The following is a 17,673-nucleotide window of genomic DNA, read 5'->3' as shown; positions in this document are numbered from 1 at the left end:
TTTTATTCTTTCAAATTAATATAAGCGGTTAAAATAATAATTACAGTTAAATCGAGGAAGAGTTCAAAATAAAAACCAATAAAAAACCCGGACGAAAGCCCGGGTCAGAAATTATACTATTTCTTATTTTTTGGAGTATGCTAAATTGTATTTTAGAACGAGAATCCCAGTTCCAGTTCGAACTGATTCATTTCAATTTCAATGGTTTGTCCTGATGGAGGATCCATTGGATTTACACCTTCTACGCTACTGTTCATTGCATAATTAAATGCAACGTGGAATTGATTTCCGGAATTTCCAACTTCTTTTGAGAAACCTAGCGCAATTTGGTTTTCGATTACACCAGGAGCAAGAATGTTAAACATTACTTCTGATGAAGGAATTGGGTTGTCGCCAATTGAAAGTCCGGCACGGAATTCCCAAGTGTCAACACCTGCATAGTTAAAACCAAGTTTGTAAACCATAATATTATCCCAACCGAAACCGGCACCTTCGTCAGTTCCAAGAGGCGAAGTCATCAGGTTAGGTAGCATTGGGTTGCCAATTGATTTTACATCGTTGTACATTATTTGTTTTACATCGGCCATTACTGTGAAATCGCTGGCAACTTCCCAGGCAATACCAGCTGTCCAGCTTGATGGGATATCAAAATCACCCTGCTCGGCAAACAATCCTGCGTAATCATCAAATTCACTCATCCAAACTTTCGACTGGTATGTAACACCAATTGAAAAGTTATCTGTTAATTGTCCCAGGTAACCAATTTTAAAACCGTATCCAAAACCACTGTCGGTTCCGTTTCCTGAAATTGCTGTTGGATCAGAAGAGAACGCGCCAAAAGCAGTTAAACCTTTTGCTTCGAAATATTGGTAAGCCAACACACCTGTTACACCAACACTGTGTTTTTCACCCAATTTCTGTGAGTAGGTAATGTTACCGTACATCTGGGCAAGATTAACACCTGTAGTTTCCGACATCGGATCGTAGAATGTTGCAGTAGGATAATCAGTGTTCATTCCGCCGTTTCCGAATAGGGCAGCAGAAATACTTGAGTTGTCGCTAACCATCCAGTTTGCACCTGCCGATGGCATCAAAAACATTTTGCTGTCGCTTTCAATTGTACCCGGCATTAAACCAAATGTACCTTCCATACCTGATGGATTTCCTGTTACAGTGTACTTTCTGTTCGGATTAAAAAAGTTAACTCCCAGTTGATATTTTGTTCCAAGGAACACATTTCCAGCAGGGTTTCCGTTTATCAACGATCCCTGGTAAAATGCAATTCCGGCACCCGCTAAACCTTTGTTTACTGTACCATAGCCAACGCTAAAATAACCATCGGTTGCGAATGTTTGTGAAGAAATAAAAAGACCAGCCATTAAGACCAGCAAAGCCTTTAGTTTTAAGTGTTTCATTTGTAATAATTTTTTGGTTTCGGCATAACAGAATCAGGTTGTTAGTAACAATCAATTATAGTTCAGATGATCATATGTTTATGAATGATTCGGCTTTACCTATTTAATTTAATACAATAAAAGCCCAAAGATATTCCTGAAATTATTTTACAATTAATAAGCGCTTATGATACTTATCATATGGGTAACATTGACGAGAAAGTCACGTATATCGGATGAAAGACTAAATCATTTACATTTTGATACCATAAGTCCCCTTAGGGTTAACAAAACAATAAAGAATTGCTGTTTTATGGTTAATTAAGAAATTTCATGAGATTGGTAAAACTTCAATTCTGTATTTTTGTTTATGGACTAGAAATATAATTATTATGAGTAAAAAATCCACTCCCTCAAAACAGACGAGACGAGATCGCCGCGATATGATTCAATACATTAACCTGCAGTTGGCTTCCTTAGGTCAGCCTACGTTTAATGACGATTCGGATTCGGGCACAAAATACGCCAATTCAAAATTTCAGGAACTAACCGAAGGTCTGGTAAAAAGCTTCCAGGAGAAATCGCGCTTGCTTAGCGAGCACATGTCTCCAGCCGATGCGCGAATTCAGCATTTTATCGATGACTATTTAAAAGAGCTGGAATTCAAAAAGCCTTATCGTTTGCCAAATAATACGTTGGTTTTGAACCAGAAAAAAATGGCGCGTGAGCTGAGTTTGCCACCAAATGGCAACGAGTTTAAAAGCGATTTGTTAAGTTCTTACCGCTTAAAGCAGGGTATTCTGAACAATCCGGCCAAAGATAAGCGAACAACAAAAGGAACTTTCCATATTGTACGTGGCGGACTTCCGGTACCTGCCGACAAAAAAGAAGTGCCGAAAATTACTTTCGCGCATCTGTTGAGCGCAGCCTTAAAACCAACCGATGAATTAATGACATTGCCATTTACATCGGCACAGGATGAAAAAGCAAAAGTAATGGTATCGCTGTTGCTGCGCCCTGTGGTTTGTCCTGAAGTGCCCGGTATTGTTAGTCAAAAGAGTATGGAAGTACGCTTTTTTGCACCGGGAAGTCTGGTTAGTAACCTCGACTTTGTGGAAACCATTTTTGGTAATGCCGGCGATCCGAACCTGGCTGTTAACGATGCCGCATTGGATGTGGAGCACTGGACCGGCCACACCGGATGTATTATTCTGGCACCACACTTAACTCAACTCAAAAAGAAAGATGTTGGCTTGCCACATTACGATGATGCATCGGAGCGACAGAAACGCGACGGCATGTGTTGGAAAGACGAAAATGAGCTTTACAATGATGGTTCTGCTTTTAAACTTACCTGTCGCGATGAACGCGGGGTAGTGGTTACCATTATTGCCGATAATTATTACGGTTATTCCAAAAAAGAGATAAAAACTCAAATCAGCTATTCGGCTAACCTTTTTGGTTTGGTTGAAGAAGAACATGCCGGTGGCGCCATTGCTTTCCCACGTGGAAACATGAGCGACAGCGTTTTTGGAACCAATTTTACTAAAAAGTTCGACCAGCCGTACTCTTTCGATGAAGTGAAAAAGTTGCTGGGCAACCGCATTGAGGTGCAGGAAGGAAATTACGCAATCGATAAGAAATTTCCGGAGGTAGTTTACATTCCTGAAAACGCTGATATTGATGTGGAGAAAAGTTCGGTTAGCTGGAAATACAAAAACAAAGATTACAGCCTGAAACTTTCGCCAAACAAAGTATACGTTCATCCTACCGGACATAAATTTCAGTTGGTAAAACACCCAACACAAGCTATGTGGCGTATTATCGACACGGCTCCGGAAGGAATGTTCTGCCATAAACCAAGTACCGTTTCCGGTGGTGGAAAATCAGAGATCTCAAAATCGATGCAAAACGCCATTAAATTCGGGTCTTTCTACATCGAAAACCTGGAGTTGGTGGAGAATATGGTGGATGAAATCATTAATAAAGATTATTCTGACCGATGGAAAGAAGTGCGTCCCGATGCTGATCCGTCACGTTCATTCCTGAGTAAAGAACGTACTTTAGGTTCGGCTGTAAAATTGTTAACACCGTCGGATCAATACAGCGACGAGTATAATAAATTCCTGAAAGACCTGCCAGACAATGTTCGCACACTGGCCTTTTTCGTAAAACGTCACTACCGTGGCAACGAAGAAAAAGGATTGAAATGGCGCGAGTTATTCAATGTTGAAATTGTAAATGGCCGCCCCGGAAATGTGTTGCGCTACAAACACAACCCGATTGCTGCAAGTTATGTGCGTATTGGATTTAACGAAGAAGGACGTTGGTATTTGCATAAACTACGTTCGGATTTTGTTCCGTCGATGAAAATCCAAACAGAGGATGATATTTCGGCTACGATTACAGTTCCGTCAAATCGCCTGAAGGATCTGAATAGGGAGTACGATAATCCGAGTGTAAAACTGGTTGCTAACTGCGAAAGTTACCTGTTCCAACGCCCTGATGAAGCCGTAATCAGAGGCTACGATAAAGAAGCTGAAAAGGAAATTGTGGACAATAACACATTCCTGACGAATTACGAGCCGTTAACGCGCGAGAATGCAGTTGAACTGATTGAAGACGCCATTAGCTTTGAGAAATATACCAAGCCGGTAAAAAACTTTATTAAGGAAGTGGCTGAAGGCGATAGCGATAATTACTTTGTTACACCGTCGCATCCACGTATTGTTGACGGTGAGCCAACAAAGAACCCGCGTTACCTGCAGTGCAATATATTTAAGGACGAAACACAAGACTCATACCTCGGAGAAATTGGTGTGCGTTTGTTCCGCAAGATAAAAGACAAAGATCCAGTGGTTTGGCCTGTAAATGCCGTCCTGCCCGGACGAAGAAACAATCCTGCCGACAAAGAAGCCGGAATTCGCCCATTAGCGGTTTACAATCCAATTCACTATCAGGAGTTACCTGAGTTGTTCATGGATTTTGTGGCAAGTATCACCGGAAAGTCTCCATCAACAACCGGTGCCGGACTGGAAGGTGCGCTTACCAAAGGGCCTTTTAACATGTTGGTGCCAACTACCGATTTGAATAATGCCTTGCTGTCGTACATTCTGACAGAATACCAGGGATTTAGTTCGGCTGCCGGATACATTGGGTCGGAAAACCGTTTCGACCACGATATCAGTATTCTTATTCCTGAAATTTGGGCACGTTTGGTTCCTGAAGATCGCGATCCGAAGAAGCTGATTGAAAATGGCTGTTTGGAAAAACTGGAGGACTTTGAATACAAAGGACAAAAAGTACTGGCCAGCCGTTTGGGCTACCGAATAACCAAAAACTTTGCGTTCCGTTGTATGAACCGCTTATTTGATGAGCCGCTGGCAGTGTTTAACGAGCGCATGCTGAAGCCGGAACTGCAAAACATGGATGATTATGTTGATGGTATAAATAATATTACAGAAGCCATGCAGCGCGCTGCTCAACCATTTTTCGAGGATGGAAGTGTTGAATCTGCCATTCCGCCGCTGAAAGTGCTGCTGCATGTTATGGCTTACGGCCATTACGAAGGCAAGGATATCAGCGATCCGGAGCTGCGTAAACTTTTCGACAGGGAAGAGGTGCTAAAAAGCGACTGGTATAAAGCCCGCCTGAAACTGAAGCAAGAAAAGGATATTGCTTTCCTTGTGGAGCAGATTGGTTATCTGGAGGATTTTATTGACAACGAAAACAATGCTGCGTTGGTTGCCGAAATGGATATCAATGGCCGTTTGGCACTGGCAAAAGAACGTTTGAAAAACGTTGAATCGAAACAATATCTAAAAGAGTTGGTTGGCACAATTGGGGTTGATCCGCTGTGTAAGTAGGAGATAGATTCTCTGTACAAAATATAGAAGGTTCCGTTTGTTGATACGAACGGAACCTTTTTTTATGGCTGCTTGTAAACATTTGACAGACGGTTGTGGTTATTATTCCGTATTTAAACTCCGTTTGCGGAACAAACAATTGATATGGATAAAAGAAAACTCTCGATCATTACCGGAATTAGCTACCTGATCATATTTTTTGCGGCCATTTTTGCCAATTTTGTTATGCTTGAGTCGATCAAGCAAAATCCGCTCGGAACGATCAGACTCAATCATATGTCTGTGCGGTTTGGCATTTTAGCTTTTTTAATCACCGTACTGTTCGATGTAGTTGTTGCGTGGGGACTTTTTGGGTTATACCGGAAAAATAAGCTTACACGATTAAGTACATATTTTCGATTAATGCATGCTGCAATAATGGGAGTTGCTGTTTTTGCTTTGGTTCTTATTTTGAATCTGGATTCGGCAGATGAGATTTTGTACCAGGTAAATGTATTTGAAATTATCTGGCTGATTGGTTTATTCTTTTTTGGCGCACACTTAATTTTACTCTCCAATATTATTAAAAAACCAAAGTGGATCGCAGCATTTCTAACCGCTGCAGGTGTAATGTATATGGTTGATACTGCTGCACATTTCCTTTTGCCCAACTATGCCGAATTTGCCGGAATATTTCTTGCTCTGGTTGCTGTACCAAGTATTTTTGGTGAAATGGCGTTTACGGTTTGGTTGCTTGTTAAAGGCGGAAAGGAGAAATAGAACTAGATTGATTTTAAGATTGAGAAAGATTGAATTAGATTGCAAAATTGGTAAATTGTAATTCTAAATCGTTAATCTTTTCTCTGTGAAACTCTGTGCTTTCTTTGTGTATCTCTGTGGTAGAGAACGAAAATATTGAAGCTGCCTCTTTAATCATCCCACAATTACTCATTAACCCAATCACTATTTCCCTCATTAACCAATTTATTACCCAACTTTTTTAATGCGTTAACTTTCTGATTTGAAACCTCGAAAATCTATTTCATTGAATCTTTTTTAAATATTTTCAGGAAAAAATGTAACTATCCTTTTTCAGCTTTACTAAATAGGAAAAAACACTGAAAAGTGACGAAAGAAGAGAAATTTAAAACGATTGTATCTGACAATGGCGAGCGGATCCGCAACATTTGCAGGTACTACAATTCTAACGTCGAAGACCAGAAAGATATGTACCAGGAAGTGCTGGTAAATATCTGGAAAAGTCTCGACAGTTTCAGGGGCGATTCGGCCATGAGTACCTGGGTGTACCGGGTGGCTGTAAATACGTCATTAACATTTACCGGAAAGGCTTTCAGACACATGAAACTGATGGTAAACAGCGACACAACAAACCTGAATTCGATATTGGATGATGAAAACCTGAAACAAAAACTGGCTGAGGAAAAGCTGTTTGATCGAATGCAACTTGAGCTAAATCAGCTGTCGGTAATCGATAAAGCATTGATCTCGTTGATGCTCGAAGGGCTGTCGATGAAAGAGATTGCCGAGGTTATTGGTATTACCGAGGCCAATGTAAAGGTGAAGATTCATCGTATTAAATCGCAATTAAAAGAAAAGCTGAAAGGAGAACAATTATGACCGCACACGAATTCGATACCAACCTGAGTAAATTAACCGGGAAACTGAAAAAGGAAGACAGACAGTATGCCACAATTGTAAAAGCAATTCAGATATTTTACTGGATTTTTATACCTGTGTTTATTGTAAAAACTGCCCGACAATACTCCGATTCGCAGAGCATTAACGATTTAATTGGCGGTGTTGCGCTTATATTGGGATTTCTGATCATTGCGCTCACTTTTCGTAAATATTATAAGGACTACCAGTATGTTGATTATTCGTTGCCCACACTCGAAATGCTGAAAAAAGCCACCTATCGTTACCAGCCATTTCAGAAAAGGGGAGTGTGGATTATTCCGGGCCTTCTATTAATGGATGTGGGATTAACTTTCGACTGGATTAGGGAAGGCAAATCGGTGCTCGATTCGCAGGTCTTTTTTCTCGGGGCAATACTCTTTGGAGTGATAATTGGGCTTGTGATCTGGTATTTCAAATACAAACCCTTGCGCGATAAGATTCTTGATCTGGTCAGGGAGATTGAGCAGTAGTAGGGAATTTTAAATATTACTTCGGTAATTATCATCCTTACCTTGGTTAGGAGGCTTCGAACCTTGGTAATAATTATTCTACCCTTGGGTAAAAGCTTTCTACCCTTGGTAATAACCTTGTTACCCTTGGGTATAGCTCTTCTTACCTTGGTAAAAATCATTCTACCCTTGGGTATATATCTTCTTACCTCGGTAATTATCATTATTACCTTTCCGGAATTTTTTTTAGGCATAAAAAAAACGGCCTGCCCGAAATGGAATCGGGCAAGCCGTTACAGCTTAACTCTAGACTTAAAATAACTATTCTTCAATGTCCCACCAAACTGGTGTAGTCATATATTCATTTTCAAAAACGCCCAGTGCTTCTACTTTCGAAGCATTGTAATAACGCTCGTAATAAGCCATTTGGTAACGACGAATGTAGTCGTCATCCTGTGGAAATGCAGTTTCGTATACAAACGGCGGACGATCAAACCCTTTGTAAACACCGGCTGCATAGTCGTATGTTCCATCAGGACCGATACAGTAATCGCAACGACGCATATCGGTCCAAACTTCAGGACTGTATGTACATGCAATGTATTTTTGCATCATAATGTGGCTCAATGTCAATTCCGATGCGGTTTGAGCAACAGCTTCGCTTGCCATAAATGCAGCACTTTCTTCAGCCGGAATTCCCAGTTTATCCATGTTCGCCTGAATAGCATCTTGATATGATGACAAAGCGCTTGAAGTATTTCCCTGGCGGAAATAAACCTCTGCTTCAATAAATTTCAACTCAGAATAAGAAAGTAAGAAATAAGGTGAATTCTTTTCAGTGTAAAACAATGGATTCTCTTCCGAAGAACGCATTCCAACATAGTTTACATCGTCGGTGGTGGGTGCATGATCTGTTTCGCCCAAATCAACAGCAAACGAGAATTCGCCTGCATTCTCACCTTCCAGAATTCTTGGGATCAGCACTTCCGTACGTGGGTCAACCACGCCGCTGTTCCAACTTTCGCCGGCACCGTTAATAGTATCAACAGTATTCATCAGGTAGTCTTTCCATAATTTACCGGGTTTATTCGAGCTGCCAATATTCTGACGCTGAATACACCATCTTGCTGAAATGTCGCCATCTTCACCAATATATTCTGCATCGTCGTTATTAGAACTGAAAGACTGTGAGATATTTGAAAGGATTCCTGCAGGATTGTAAGCCAACAGGTCGGTTCCTTCAGCTTTTTTCGACAGGTGGCTCATAAAACGGGCTTTTACACCGTAGGCAAACTTAATCCACTTGTCAACATCGCCATTATACATTACATCGCCAACCGATAGGTCAGGGGCATTTTCGCCTTGTGCTTTTTGAAGATCAGCAATACCTTCGTCGATTAACGGAAGAATTTGGCTGTAAACGTATTCAGCATCGTCGTAATCGGGCTGAATGTTTCCGGCAATACCATCCTGGTAGGCAATATAACCATAAGCATCAACCAACGAGCCGTTTCCAAATGCCTTTAGGATTTTTCCAACACCGGTATAATGCCATGCTTCAATATCTTCGGCATCTTTCAACATTTCTTCAATGTTTACCCATGCATAACCGTACCAACACTGCCATACCCATGCGTCAGCATTGTTGGCAAACTGCCAGTTCTGAAACATATAATAGCGGTAGCCGGGACGATAAGCGTAACCTAACTGCTGAGTAAGGTTTGCAGTACGTGTTCCGTGGCTACCGTAAAAGTCAACCGTTTCGGCCAGTACGTATGGAAGGCGCTGTTCCGGACCTGCCTCTTGAGGCGCGTTGGGAGAGTTGTTTATGTCGAGGTCGTATTCGCAAGAGGTGAAAAATACTCCTGTAAAAAGCAATATTATTAATGTTATCTTCTTCATATCTAATCCTTTTTAAAACTTAACATTTAAGCCGAATGAAACACTTGTAGTAGCAGGTACTCCGGCATAATCAATACCTGATGATCCGGCTCCTAATACACCAGAACCACCGGCACTAACTTCAGGATCCATTCCGTCGTAGTTGGTGAACAGAAGCAAGTTGGTTCCTGTTAACGAAAGATCAATTCCTTTTACAAAACCAATGCGATTGCAAAACTCTGCAGGCACAGTGTAGCTCAACGATGCAGAACGCAAACGGAACCAGTTTACACTGGTAATAAATGGCTCAGCTTCTCGGGTGTAGTAGTTTTGGTAGTAATCCTGATCAAGTGTGATAGTGCTTGTTGCCGGTTCGTATTCACCTGTTTCGCTGTTGATCATCACTCCTTCAAAGGTTTGAGTCCCACCACGGTTTTCGGTGATTTTGCTCATTCCTGAGTAAGTCATCGCATATTCAGTAGCGTTATAAACATCGCCACCAACTCTTACATCAACCAAGAAGGAAAGGTTCCAGTTTTTATGTGTAATGCTGTTGTTCCAACCAAAAAGCATGTCTGGTTCACGGTCGCCAACAACGTTTGTTGCATCAGTTGAAGTAATCGGGCGTCCGGTGTCAGAATCCAGGATCAATTCACCATCGTCGGTTCTTTCCCAACGCGTACCAATTAAACCAAGGAAAATATCGTCGCCAATTGAGGCCGGTGTTGCAGGTCCAACCTGAACGTCGGTTACGTAAAGCAACTGAACACCTTCAGGAAGATCAGATACAGTTCCGTTGTTATGCGAAATGTTTAATGTTGTTTCCCAGTTCCAGTTGCGGTTCTGGATTGGTTTTCCGGTTAAGGTAAACTCAAAACCTTTGTTGGTAACGGTTCCGAAGTTGGTATACTGGAAAATATAACCGGTTGCCATACTTACCCTTGGCGAAATGATTTGGTCTTTACTTCGGGTATCGTAGTATGTAAAGTCGGCACCCAAGCGGCCGTTAAAGAAACGAAGGTCTAAACCAAGTTCAGTCGACTCAGTAGTTTCAGGAGCCAGGTATGGGTTACCGCCGGTGTAGCTGTTGTTATAACCTCCACCGATTGTGTTAACTGTTTCGATGTAAGTTGCTGTTTGGTACACAGGAGCATCTTTACCAACTTGCGACCACGAAGCGCGAATTTTACCAAACGAGAAGGTTTCTTTCAGGTCTTCGCCGAATAATTCAGAGAAAACAAAACTACCGCTAACAGAAGGGTAGAAGAACGAACGGTTCTCTTCAGCCAGTGTTGACGACCAGTCGTTACGGCCGGTAACACTCATAAATATTGTGTTTTTGTAGCTGGCACTAAATTCACCAAAAGCACTGTACAATCTCTTTTTCGATTGGTAGTTGCTGAATGATTTATTTTCGCGGTCAGCGTTGTTTACGCTCATAAAATCAGAAAGCAAACCAATTGCACTTTGGCGTTGGCTGAAATAAGTTGTTTGCTCGTAGTTGTGTCCCAACATCAGACCTAAATCAAAATCATCAACTTTTTTGTTGGCCGAAACCGTTAAGTTTGATGTAAGGATGTTGTTCTCTCTTTGCGACTCGGTTACAGCACCTTCGTCGTATGGAGGAGCCACTGCAGAACCAGGAGTTACAAGGTTGCGTGAGAAGGTATTGTAATGGTCGATACCCGCACGGTAAGTGGCGCTCAACCATTCTGTTGGTTGCATAGTAACATACCCCGATCCGATAAAACGGTGTACATCGTCGGTTACCGGATTTTTGTGTGCTGTCCAGTAAGGGTTGTCAACATCGTCTTCCGGATCAACATTTGGCAGAAGCGGAACACGTTGTCCACCTTCAATCCAATGGCTCATGTCGTTCGATCGTGGCCATCTCAGCAAACTAAGCATTGCACCTGTTCCTCCCGAGCCGTATAATCCCGAACCGGTAAGTGTTTTGGTAGTTTGCGAATAAATATAGTTGGTATTCATTCCGATTGTAAACCAGCCTTTTTTATGCTCGCCGTTAAAACGAATAGAGTTGGTTGCATATTCAGTAGTTGGCACAATACCGTTCTGATCCAAACGGTGAACCGACATAAAGTAGCTTCCGTTTTCAGTACCACCCGAAATACTACCGGTTACATCGTATGAGAATGCTGGCTCAAAGAAATCTTCCAGGTTGTTGTAAACTGTTCCGGTAAGTGGAGCTCCCCACGATGATGTTGTTCCATCATCAAAAGCACCGTCGTTACCTTGTCCGTACATGGCTTGTTGTTCAGGCAATTTGTTGTAGGTGTCAACTTTAAATTTCGAGCTAACATTTACCTGCATTGTTCCGGCTTCACCTTTTTTAGTGGTAATTACAATCGCTCCGGCAGCTGCTTTCAAACCGTATAATGCAGCAGCAGCAGGGCCTTTAAGTACCGAAATCGACTCAATATCATCCGAGTTGATATCCATACCACGGTTTCCACTGTAGGTTGAAGTTGCACTCAACCCGGCGCCGTAGTCAGCACTTACTGTACTGTTGTCGATTGGAATTCCGTCTACAATAAACAGTGGTTGGTTATCACCCGAAAGTGAGGTGCTACCACGAATAATAATTTGCGACGATGTACCTGCACCACCACCTGAGTTGGTAACGTTAACACCGGCAATTTTACCGTTTAACGAGTTTACCAGGTTGGGCTGCTTAACTTTTACAAGCTCATCGCCTTCAATTGCCTGAACGGCATAACCCAGGGCCTTGGTTTCTTTACGAATACCCATTGCAGTTACCACTACTTCATCAACCTGTTCAGAAGATGGAGCAAGGAAAACTTCAAGAGTAGAAGAGGTGCCCACAACGACATCTTTCGATTCAAGTCCGATGTAAGATACCACAAGAGTTGCCCCTTGTTCCACAGAAAGGGAAAATTCACCGTCGACATTCGTCACCGTTCCATTTGAAGTCCCTTTTTCCAGTACTGTTACTCCGGGGAGTAAATCATTGGTAGATTGTTCTCGCACGACACCATTTATGGTGCGTTTCTGCGCCGTTGCAAATATTGTAACCGCGCTCATCAAGAAGATTGTGAATAAGAATCTTTTCATAGAGAATTATTTGTGTTATAAAAAGTAAATTGATTTTCTGTTGGATTTCCTGTGTTTTCGAATTGATCTTTCTGAATTTTTAGAAATTGTTGATTAACTAATTGTTTATTGATTTCTTGTTTTAATAGCTTTTGGTTTTGAATAATGTCAATATTCAAGCTCTGAGATTGAAAAATTGATAATATGATGCAATATTGTGAAATATATTGAGAAATGACATCATATTGTATTATATATTATAAGTGTTAATAAAAATACTAATTTTAATTGAATAATAAATATGATAAAATACAGGACGTCTAAAGTAGTGAGGCTTTAATTTTGAATGTTCAGGTATTTATATTTTGCCCTAAAAATCAGAAACATACTGCTAGTAGAGGGTTGTAGAGGTATTCGGTTACTATGTTAGTTAAATGTAAAACAAATGTTAGAGGAATATTAATGTGGTGAATTTTAATTTCATAAATAATTTATATGAAAATTAAATATGTAATACATATTTCCCATAAAATATAAAAAGCTAGTTAGTGTACTCACTAATTAGCTTTTTATGAAGTTGTTGAAGTAGCGTTTTTCCGACTACAATCTTCTTATCAGTGTTGTGCTGTTTTAATAGCCGGCTGCCTGCCCGTCTTTTCTCGATTCAGATGCGCCGTAGTACACTTTATTCTCTTTATCCCACATAATGGCCTGGTAGCCACCGTACGGGCCAAGTGCATATCCAATTCGGTGTCCTTTGCCCATTAGCTCGCGAATGGTTTGGTATTCAAAACCGCTCTCCAACGAAACACGGCCACCGTCATTCATTTTTTCTCCTGTTGGCTGGCTCGATCCATCGTGGCTTATACGCGGTGCATCACCCGCTTCCTGCAGGTTCATTCCAAAGTCGATCAGGTTGCAAACAATTTGAACATGGCCTTGTGGTTGCATAGCGCCGCCCATTAATCCAAAACTGATGTATGGTTCGTCATCTTTTGTTATAAACGCCGGAATAATTGTATGAAACGGGCGTTTGTGAGGTTCGTAAACATTCATGTGGCCTTCTTCCAAAGCAAACAATTCTCCACGGTCTTGCAGAATAAATCCCAGTTTTCCAGGAGTCATTCCCGAACCCATGCCGCGGTAATTACTTTGAATTAGCGAAACCATGTTGCCGTCTTTATCAGCAGTAGTCAGATAGATTGTGTTCCCTTGTTCCAGTTCTCCGGCAGGATAGGAGCGGGCTGCACGATTTTCATTTATTAATGCTGCTCGTTCTTTTCCGTATTCTTTTGAGATCAGTTCTTCAATGGGCAGATCATTGAAATCCATGTCGGAATAGTATTTCGCACGGTCTTCGTAGGCCAGTTTTTTCGCTTCAATAAAATGATGCATGTACTCTGGTGAACCAAATCCCATGCTTGCAATATCGTAATTCTCCAGGATGTTCAACATCTGTAACACTGCCGTTCCTTGCCCGTTTGGTGGAAGCTCCCAAACATCGTATCCCCGGTAGTTGGTAGAAATTGGCTCCACCCATTCCGAATGATGGTCTTCAAAGTCTTTCATGCTTAAAAATCCACCTTGTTCGCGTATATATTCTACAATTTTTTCGGCGATTTCACCTTCGTAAAAAACATCGCGGCCTTGTTCTGCAATCAGTTTAAATGTGTTTGCCAAATAAGGATTTTTAAAAACTTCACCTTTTTTAGGCGCTTTGCCATCGGGCATAAATATTTCTTCGAATCCCGGATATTGTTTTAAAAAGGCACTGCGTCCCCAGTAATATGCAATAAGTTCGGTTAGTGGAAATCCGTTTTCAGCATAAGAAATGGCCGGACACAACACTTCTTTCATTGGCAGGCTGCCAAATTTATTATGGAGTTCAAACCAGCCGTCAACACAACCCGGAACTGAAACCGGAAGCGGCCCATGCGACGGAATTTTTTCATAGCCGTTTTCTTTAAAATAGTCAAGAGTCAACTCGTAAGGCGAGCGTCCGCTTGCATTTAAGCCATACAACTTTTTTGTTTTGGCATCCCAAACTATGGCGAACAAGTCGCCGCCCATGCCATTTCCCGTGGGTTCTACTAACCCCAGAACAGCGTTGGCAGCGATGGCTGCATCAATGGCATTTCCGCCGGCTTTTAGTATGTCAAGCGCTGCTTGTGTGGCCAATGGCTGGCTGGTACATGCCATTCCGTTTTGTGCGATTACCTCGCTGCGTGTGGCAAAAGTAAGGCCTGTTATACGATCTTGTGCAAAGACTTGGAAGGCTAAAACGATTGAGAAAAGTGACAGTGCAATTTTTTTCATATTGTGAAAGAATGATTTATACTATAAGGTTACTACGAAAGCTCTAATTTAAGAAAATTTTATTGCATCAAATTCTTGTTTATTCAGGCTAAACTATGAACTTTAAACCCTGAACTTTGAAATGAAGTATGGAACGATTTCTCTCGCAATGCGCTAAATTTATTTATCAAAAACATCAAAACGAGTTAAAAGATCTGTGTGTGGTTTTTCCTAACCGCAGAGCCGGTGTATTTTTTACGCATTATCTGCAGAAAACGGTTGATGGTGCGGCAATTGGCCCCAATACAACGACGATAAATGAGTTAATGGCGTCGTATTCGTCCATGCAAAAAGGCGAGAAGCTGCAGCTGATTTCGTTGCTCTACGATGTGTTTCTGAAGCACACCAAAACCACTGAAACCTTTGATGAGTTCTACTTTTGGGGTGAAATTCTGCTGGCTGATTTTAACGATATTGATCGTTACCTGGTAAATGCCAAAGATCTGTTCACCAATGTTTCTGATCTGAAAGAAATTGAATCAGTGTTTGACTACCTCACCGACGAGCAGAAAAAAGCGCTGGAGCAGTTTTGGGGAAGTATGGCCGTTGTAGACAAAAAGGGATTCAAGGAAAAATACATATCGATATGGGATAAGTTGTATCCCGTTTATCAGGATTTTAAAAAGCAGCTGGCTGAAAAACAACTGGCTTATCCGGGAATGCAAGACCGGGAAGTGGCAGAAAATCTGGATGATGAAAATAAGAGTTTTCCGTACAAAAAATATTATATCGTAGGTTTGAATGCCTTGAATGCCTGCGAGAAACGTTTTTTTAAGCACTTACAACGTTTGGGAAAGGCTGAGTTTTTATGGGATTACGATGAATCATATTTGAACGATCAGCAAAATGAAGCCGGCCATTTTCTGCGAACAAACCTCCTGGAATTTCCGCAGCCTGACGGTTTTGATTTGGATACTACGCAATTTAACCATCGGAAAAACATGAAGATGGTTGCTGTTTCTTCGGTTTTTGGCCAGGCGCAGCAGGTACCTAATTTTCTGGATGAAACGAAAAAGTCATACAAAAAAGAGTTCGACAATACGGCAATTGTGTTGGCCGACGAAAGTTTACTGTTTTCAGCAATGGGGGCGGTGCCGGCGAATATCGACAAGGTAAATGTTACTATGGGATATTCGGTGCGAAATTCGGTGGTTTACGGCTTTTTAATGTTGCTGGTAACGCTGCTGAAAAACAAACGAAAAGAAGGTGATAATTTTGTGGCTTATTATCGGTATGTAACTGATGTGTTGAATCATCAATTATTGGGCGACACTGCGAATGAAGCTTGTAAAGCGTACATTAACCATTTAAAAAATTACAACCGAATTACTGTGCCACTTGCCGAAATTGACTTCTCGCCGTTGCACAAACAAATATTTACGCTGCCGGAAAAAACTGCGGATTACAGTTCGTACTTCTTAAATGTGCTTGCTGCATTTTATGGTCATTTAAAAGATGCGGAAATTGACAATGCGATGCTTTTGGAGCTGATCTATTCCATTTATCAAGCCATTGAAAAGCTAAAGGCTGTTGTTGATGATGTACTTAGTGAGCAGCAACGCGAAATAAGCGAAGCCGTTTATTTTAGGCTGTTTTCGCAGTATTTAGGACAGGTTTCAGTAGCTTTTGAAGGCGAACCGCTGAGTGGAATGCAGGTAATGGGAATTCTGGAAACCCGCTGTCTTGATTTTGAAAACCTGATCATTTTAGGATTGAACGAAAATAAATGGCCGCGAAAATTCACAGCACCGTCATTTATTCCTTTTAATATCCGTTTGGGATTTGGGTTGCCGGGAATTGACGAGCAGGATGCCATGTATGCCTATTATTTCTATCGACTAATTCAGCGCGCAAAAAATATTACAGCCACCTATAGTGTGGTGAAAGAAGGCATCGGAACAGGTGAGTTAAGTCGTTATGGTTATCAGTTGCAATACGATTCGGTGCATAAACCTTCGATGTTGAACCTCGATTTTTCGTTTTCGAATGATCCTGTTGAGGAAATTCGTATAAAAAGTTCGAAAGAAATTGTGGCGAAATTGCTGGCCAATAATTCGGAAGATCACCCGCTTTCGCCAAGTGCTATTAATACTTACCTGAATTGCAGGTTGAAATTTTACTATCAGTATGTTGTGCGCTTACCGGAGCCGGAGGAAGTGAAAGAAGAAATTGACGGTGTTGTTTTCGGTAATATTTTTCACGATACACTCGAGGAGCTGTACAAACCGTTTGTTGGTCGTGTGGTAGAAAAAGAAAATATCGAAAAAATCCAGAAAGACCGTGTGTGGCTGGAGAACGAGGTGACCAAACAAATTGCTGTACACTATTTGAAAAAGAAACTTCCGTTAAAAGGCGAAATAAAGCTGGAAGGCAAAACTTTGCTGATTTTCGAGAATGCCATAACCTATTTACGACAGCTTTTAAAAATTGATAAGGATCTGGCACCTTTTACGGTAGTTAGCCTGGAGCAGCGCTACAAACGTTGGATAAATGCCGGTGATAAAAAGATATGTGTTGGAGGTATGATCGACAGGGTTGATCGGACTGAAGGCGTAACCCGGGTGCTCGACTATAAAACTGGAAATGTGAAAACGACCCGGTTTAAAACGGTTGATGAGTTGTTTGAAAGAGACGCAAAAGAGCCCAAAAAGGAGATTTTGCAGGCTTTGATTTATTCGTGGGGATTGGCAACAGAAACCAATGCAGCAGAAATTCAGGCGGCTATTTACCCGTTGCGCAGTTTGTTTTCCGAGAATTTTACCGCGGCAGTGAAAATGAATTACAAAGACTTTTTCTTTGACGAAGTTGCTGAAGAATTTGAAGGCGAGTTGGCCGGTTTGGTTTCCGAAATCTTTTCAGAAGACAATGAATTTGCACAAACCGAACACGATAAAAAGTGCGAGTACTGCGCCTATCGTGGTATCTGCAGGAGGTTTTAAAGTCTCGAAGTTGGAAGTAACCTAAACTGATAACTGTCTA

Annotated in this window: 9 protein-coding genes; 5 read left to right on the top strand and 4 right to left on the bottom strand. The window is 41.4% G+C overall.

What is annotated here, in order from left to right:
- Positions 1-152: 152 nt before the first annotated feature.
- Positions 153-1,415: an OmpP1/FadL family transporter gene (locus QZ576_RS14165; protein WP_297098286.1), complete on the bottom strand. Its 1,263-nt coding sequence runs from the start codon at positions 1,413-1,415 to the stop codon at positions 153-155.
- A 371-nt stretch (positions 1,416-1,786) separates the two neighbouring features.
- On the opposite strand from QZ576_RS14165, the gene QZ576_RS14160 reads away from it, so the two are divergent.
- From QZ576_RS14160 to QZ576_RS14145, 4 genes are all read left to right on the top strand, one after another.
- Positions 1,787-5,260 (top strand): hypothetical protein, encoded by a 3,474-nt coding sequence (locus QZ576_RS14160; RefSeq protein WP_297098283.1) that lies wholly within the window; start codon positions 1,787-1,789, stop codon positions 5,258-5,260.
- A gap of 144 nt (positions 5,261-5,404) precedes the next feature.
- Positions 5,405-6,019: a DUF4386 domain-containing protein gene (locus tag QZ576_RS14155; protein WP_297098282.1), complete on the top strand. Its 615-nt coding sequence runs from the start codon at positions 5,405-5,407 to the stop codon at positions 6,017-6,019.
- Between the two features lie 345 nt (positions 6,020-6,364).
- Positions 6,365-6,877, top strand: coding sequence for an RNA polymerase sigma factor (locus tag QZ576_RS14150; RefSeq protein WP_297098280.1), 513 nt, complete (start codon positions 6,365-6,367; stop codon positions 6,875-6,877).
- Entirely contained in the window at positions 6,874-7,407 is a 534-nt protein-coding gene (locus QZ576_RS14145) for a hypothetical protein (protein WP_297098277.1), read from the top strand. The genes QZ576_RS14150 and QZ576_RS14145 overlap by 4 nt, the downstream gene beginning before the upstream one ends.
- A gap of 300 nt (positions 7,408-7,707) precedes the next feature.
- Here the strand turns inward: QZ576_RS14145 and QZ576_RS14140 are convergent, their stop codons facing one another.
- The 3 genes from QZ576_RS14140 to ggt form a co-directional block, all read right to left on the bottom strand.
- Positions 7,708-9,288, bottom strand: a complete 1,581-nt coding sequence (locus QZ576_RS14140) for a SusD/RagB family nutrient-binding outer membrane lipoprotein (RefSeq protein ID WP_297098275.1) — start codon at positions 9,286-9,288, stop codon at positions 7,708-7,710.
- A 12-nt stretch (positions 9,289-9,300) separates the two neighbouring features.
- Positions 9,301-12,360: a SusC/RagA family TonB-linked outer membrane protein gene (locus QZ576_RS14135; RefSeq protein WP_297098273.1), complete on the bottom strand. Its 3,060-nt coding sequence runs from the start codon at positions 12,358-12,360 to the stop codon at positions 9,301-9,303.
- Between the two features lie 609 nt (positions 12,361-12,969).
- Complete coding sequence (ggt, locus tag QZ576_RS14130; protein ID WP_297098271.1) at positions 12,970-14,655, bottom strand: gamma-glutamyltransferase; 1,686 nt, start codon at positions 14,653-14,655, stop codon at positions 12,970-12,972.
- A gap of 128 nt (positions 14,656-14,783) precedes the next feature.
- On the opposite strand from ggt, the gene QZ576_RS14125 reads away from it, so the two are divergent.
- Complete coding sequence (locus tag QZ576_RS14125; protein ID WP_297098269.1) at positions 14,784-17,633, top strand: PD-(D/E)XK nuclease family protein; 2,850 nt, start codon at positions 14,784-14,786, stop codon at positions 17,631-17,633.
- Positions 17,634-17,673: the final 40 nt, after the last annotated feature.

The organism is uncultured Draconibacterium sp. (genome assembly GCF_913060805.1).
Taxonomy (GTDB): domain Bacteria; phylum Bacteroidota; class Bacteroidia; order Bacteroidales; family Prolixibacteraceae; genus Draconibacterium.
Note: the sequence above shows the minus strand (reverse complement) of the source record. Positions and strands in the feature narration are given on the sequence as shown.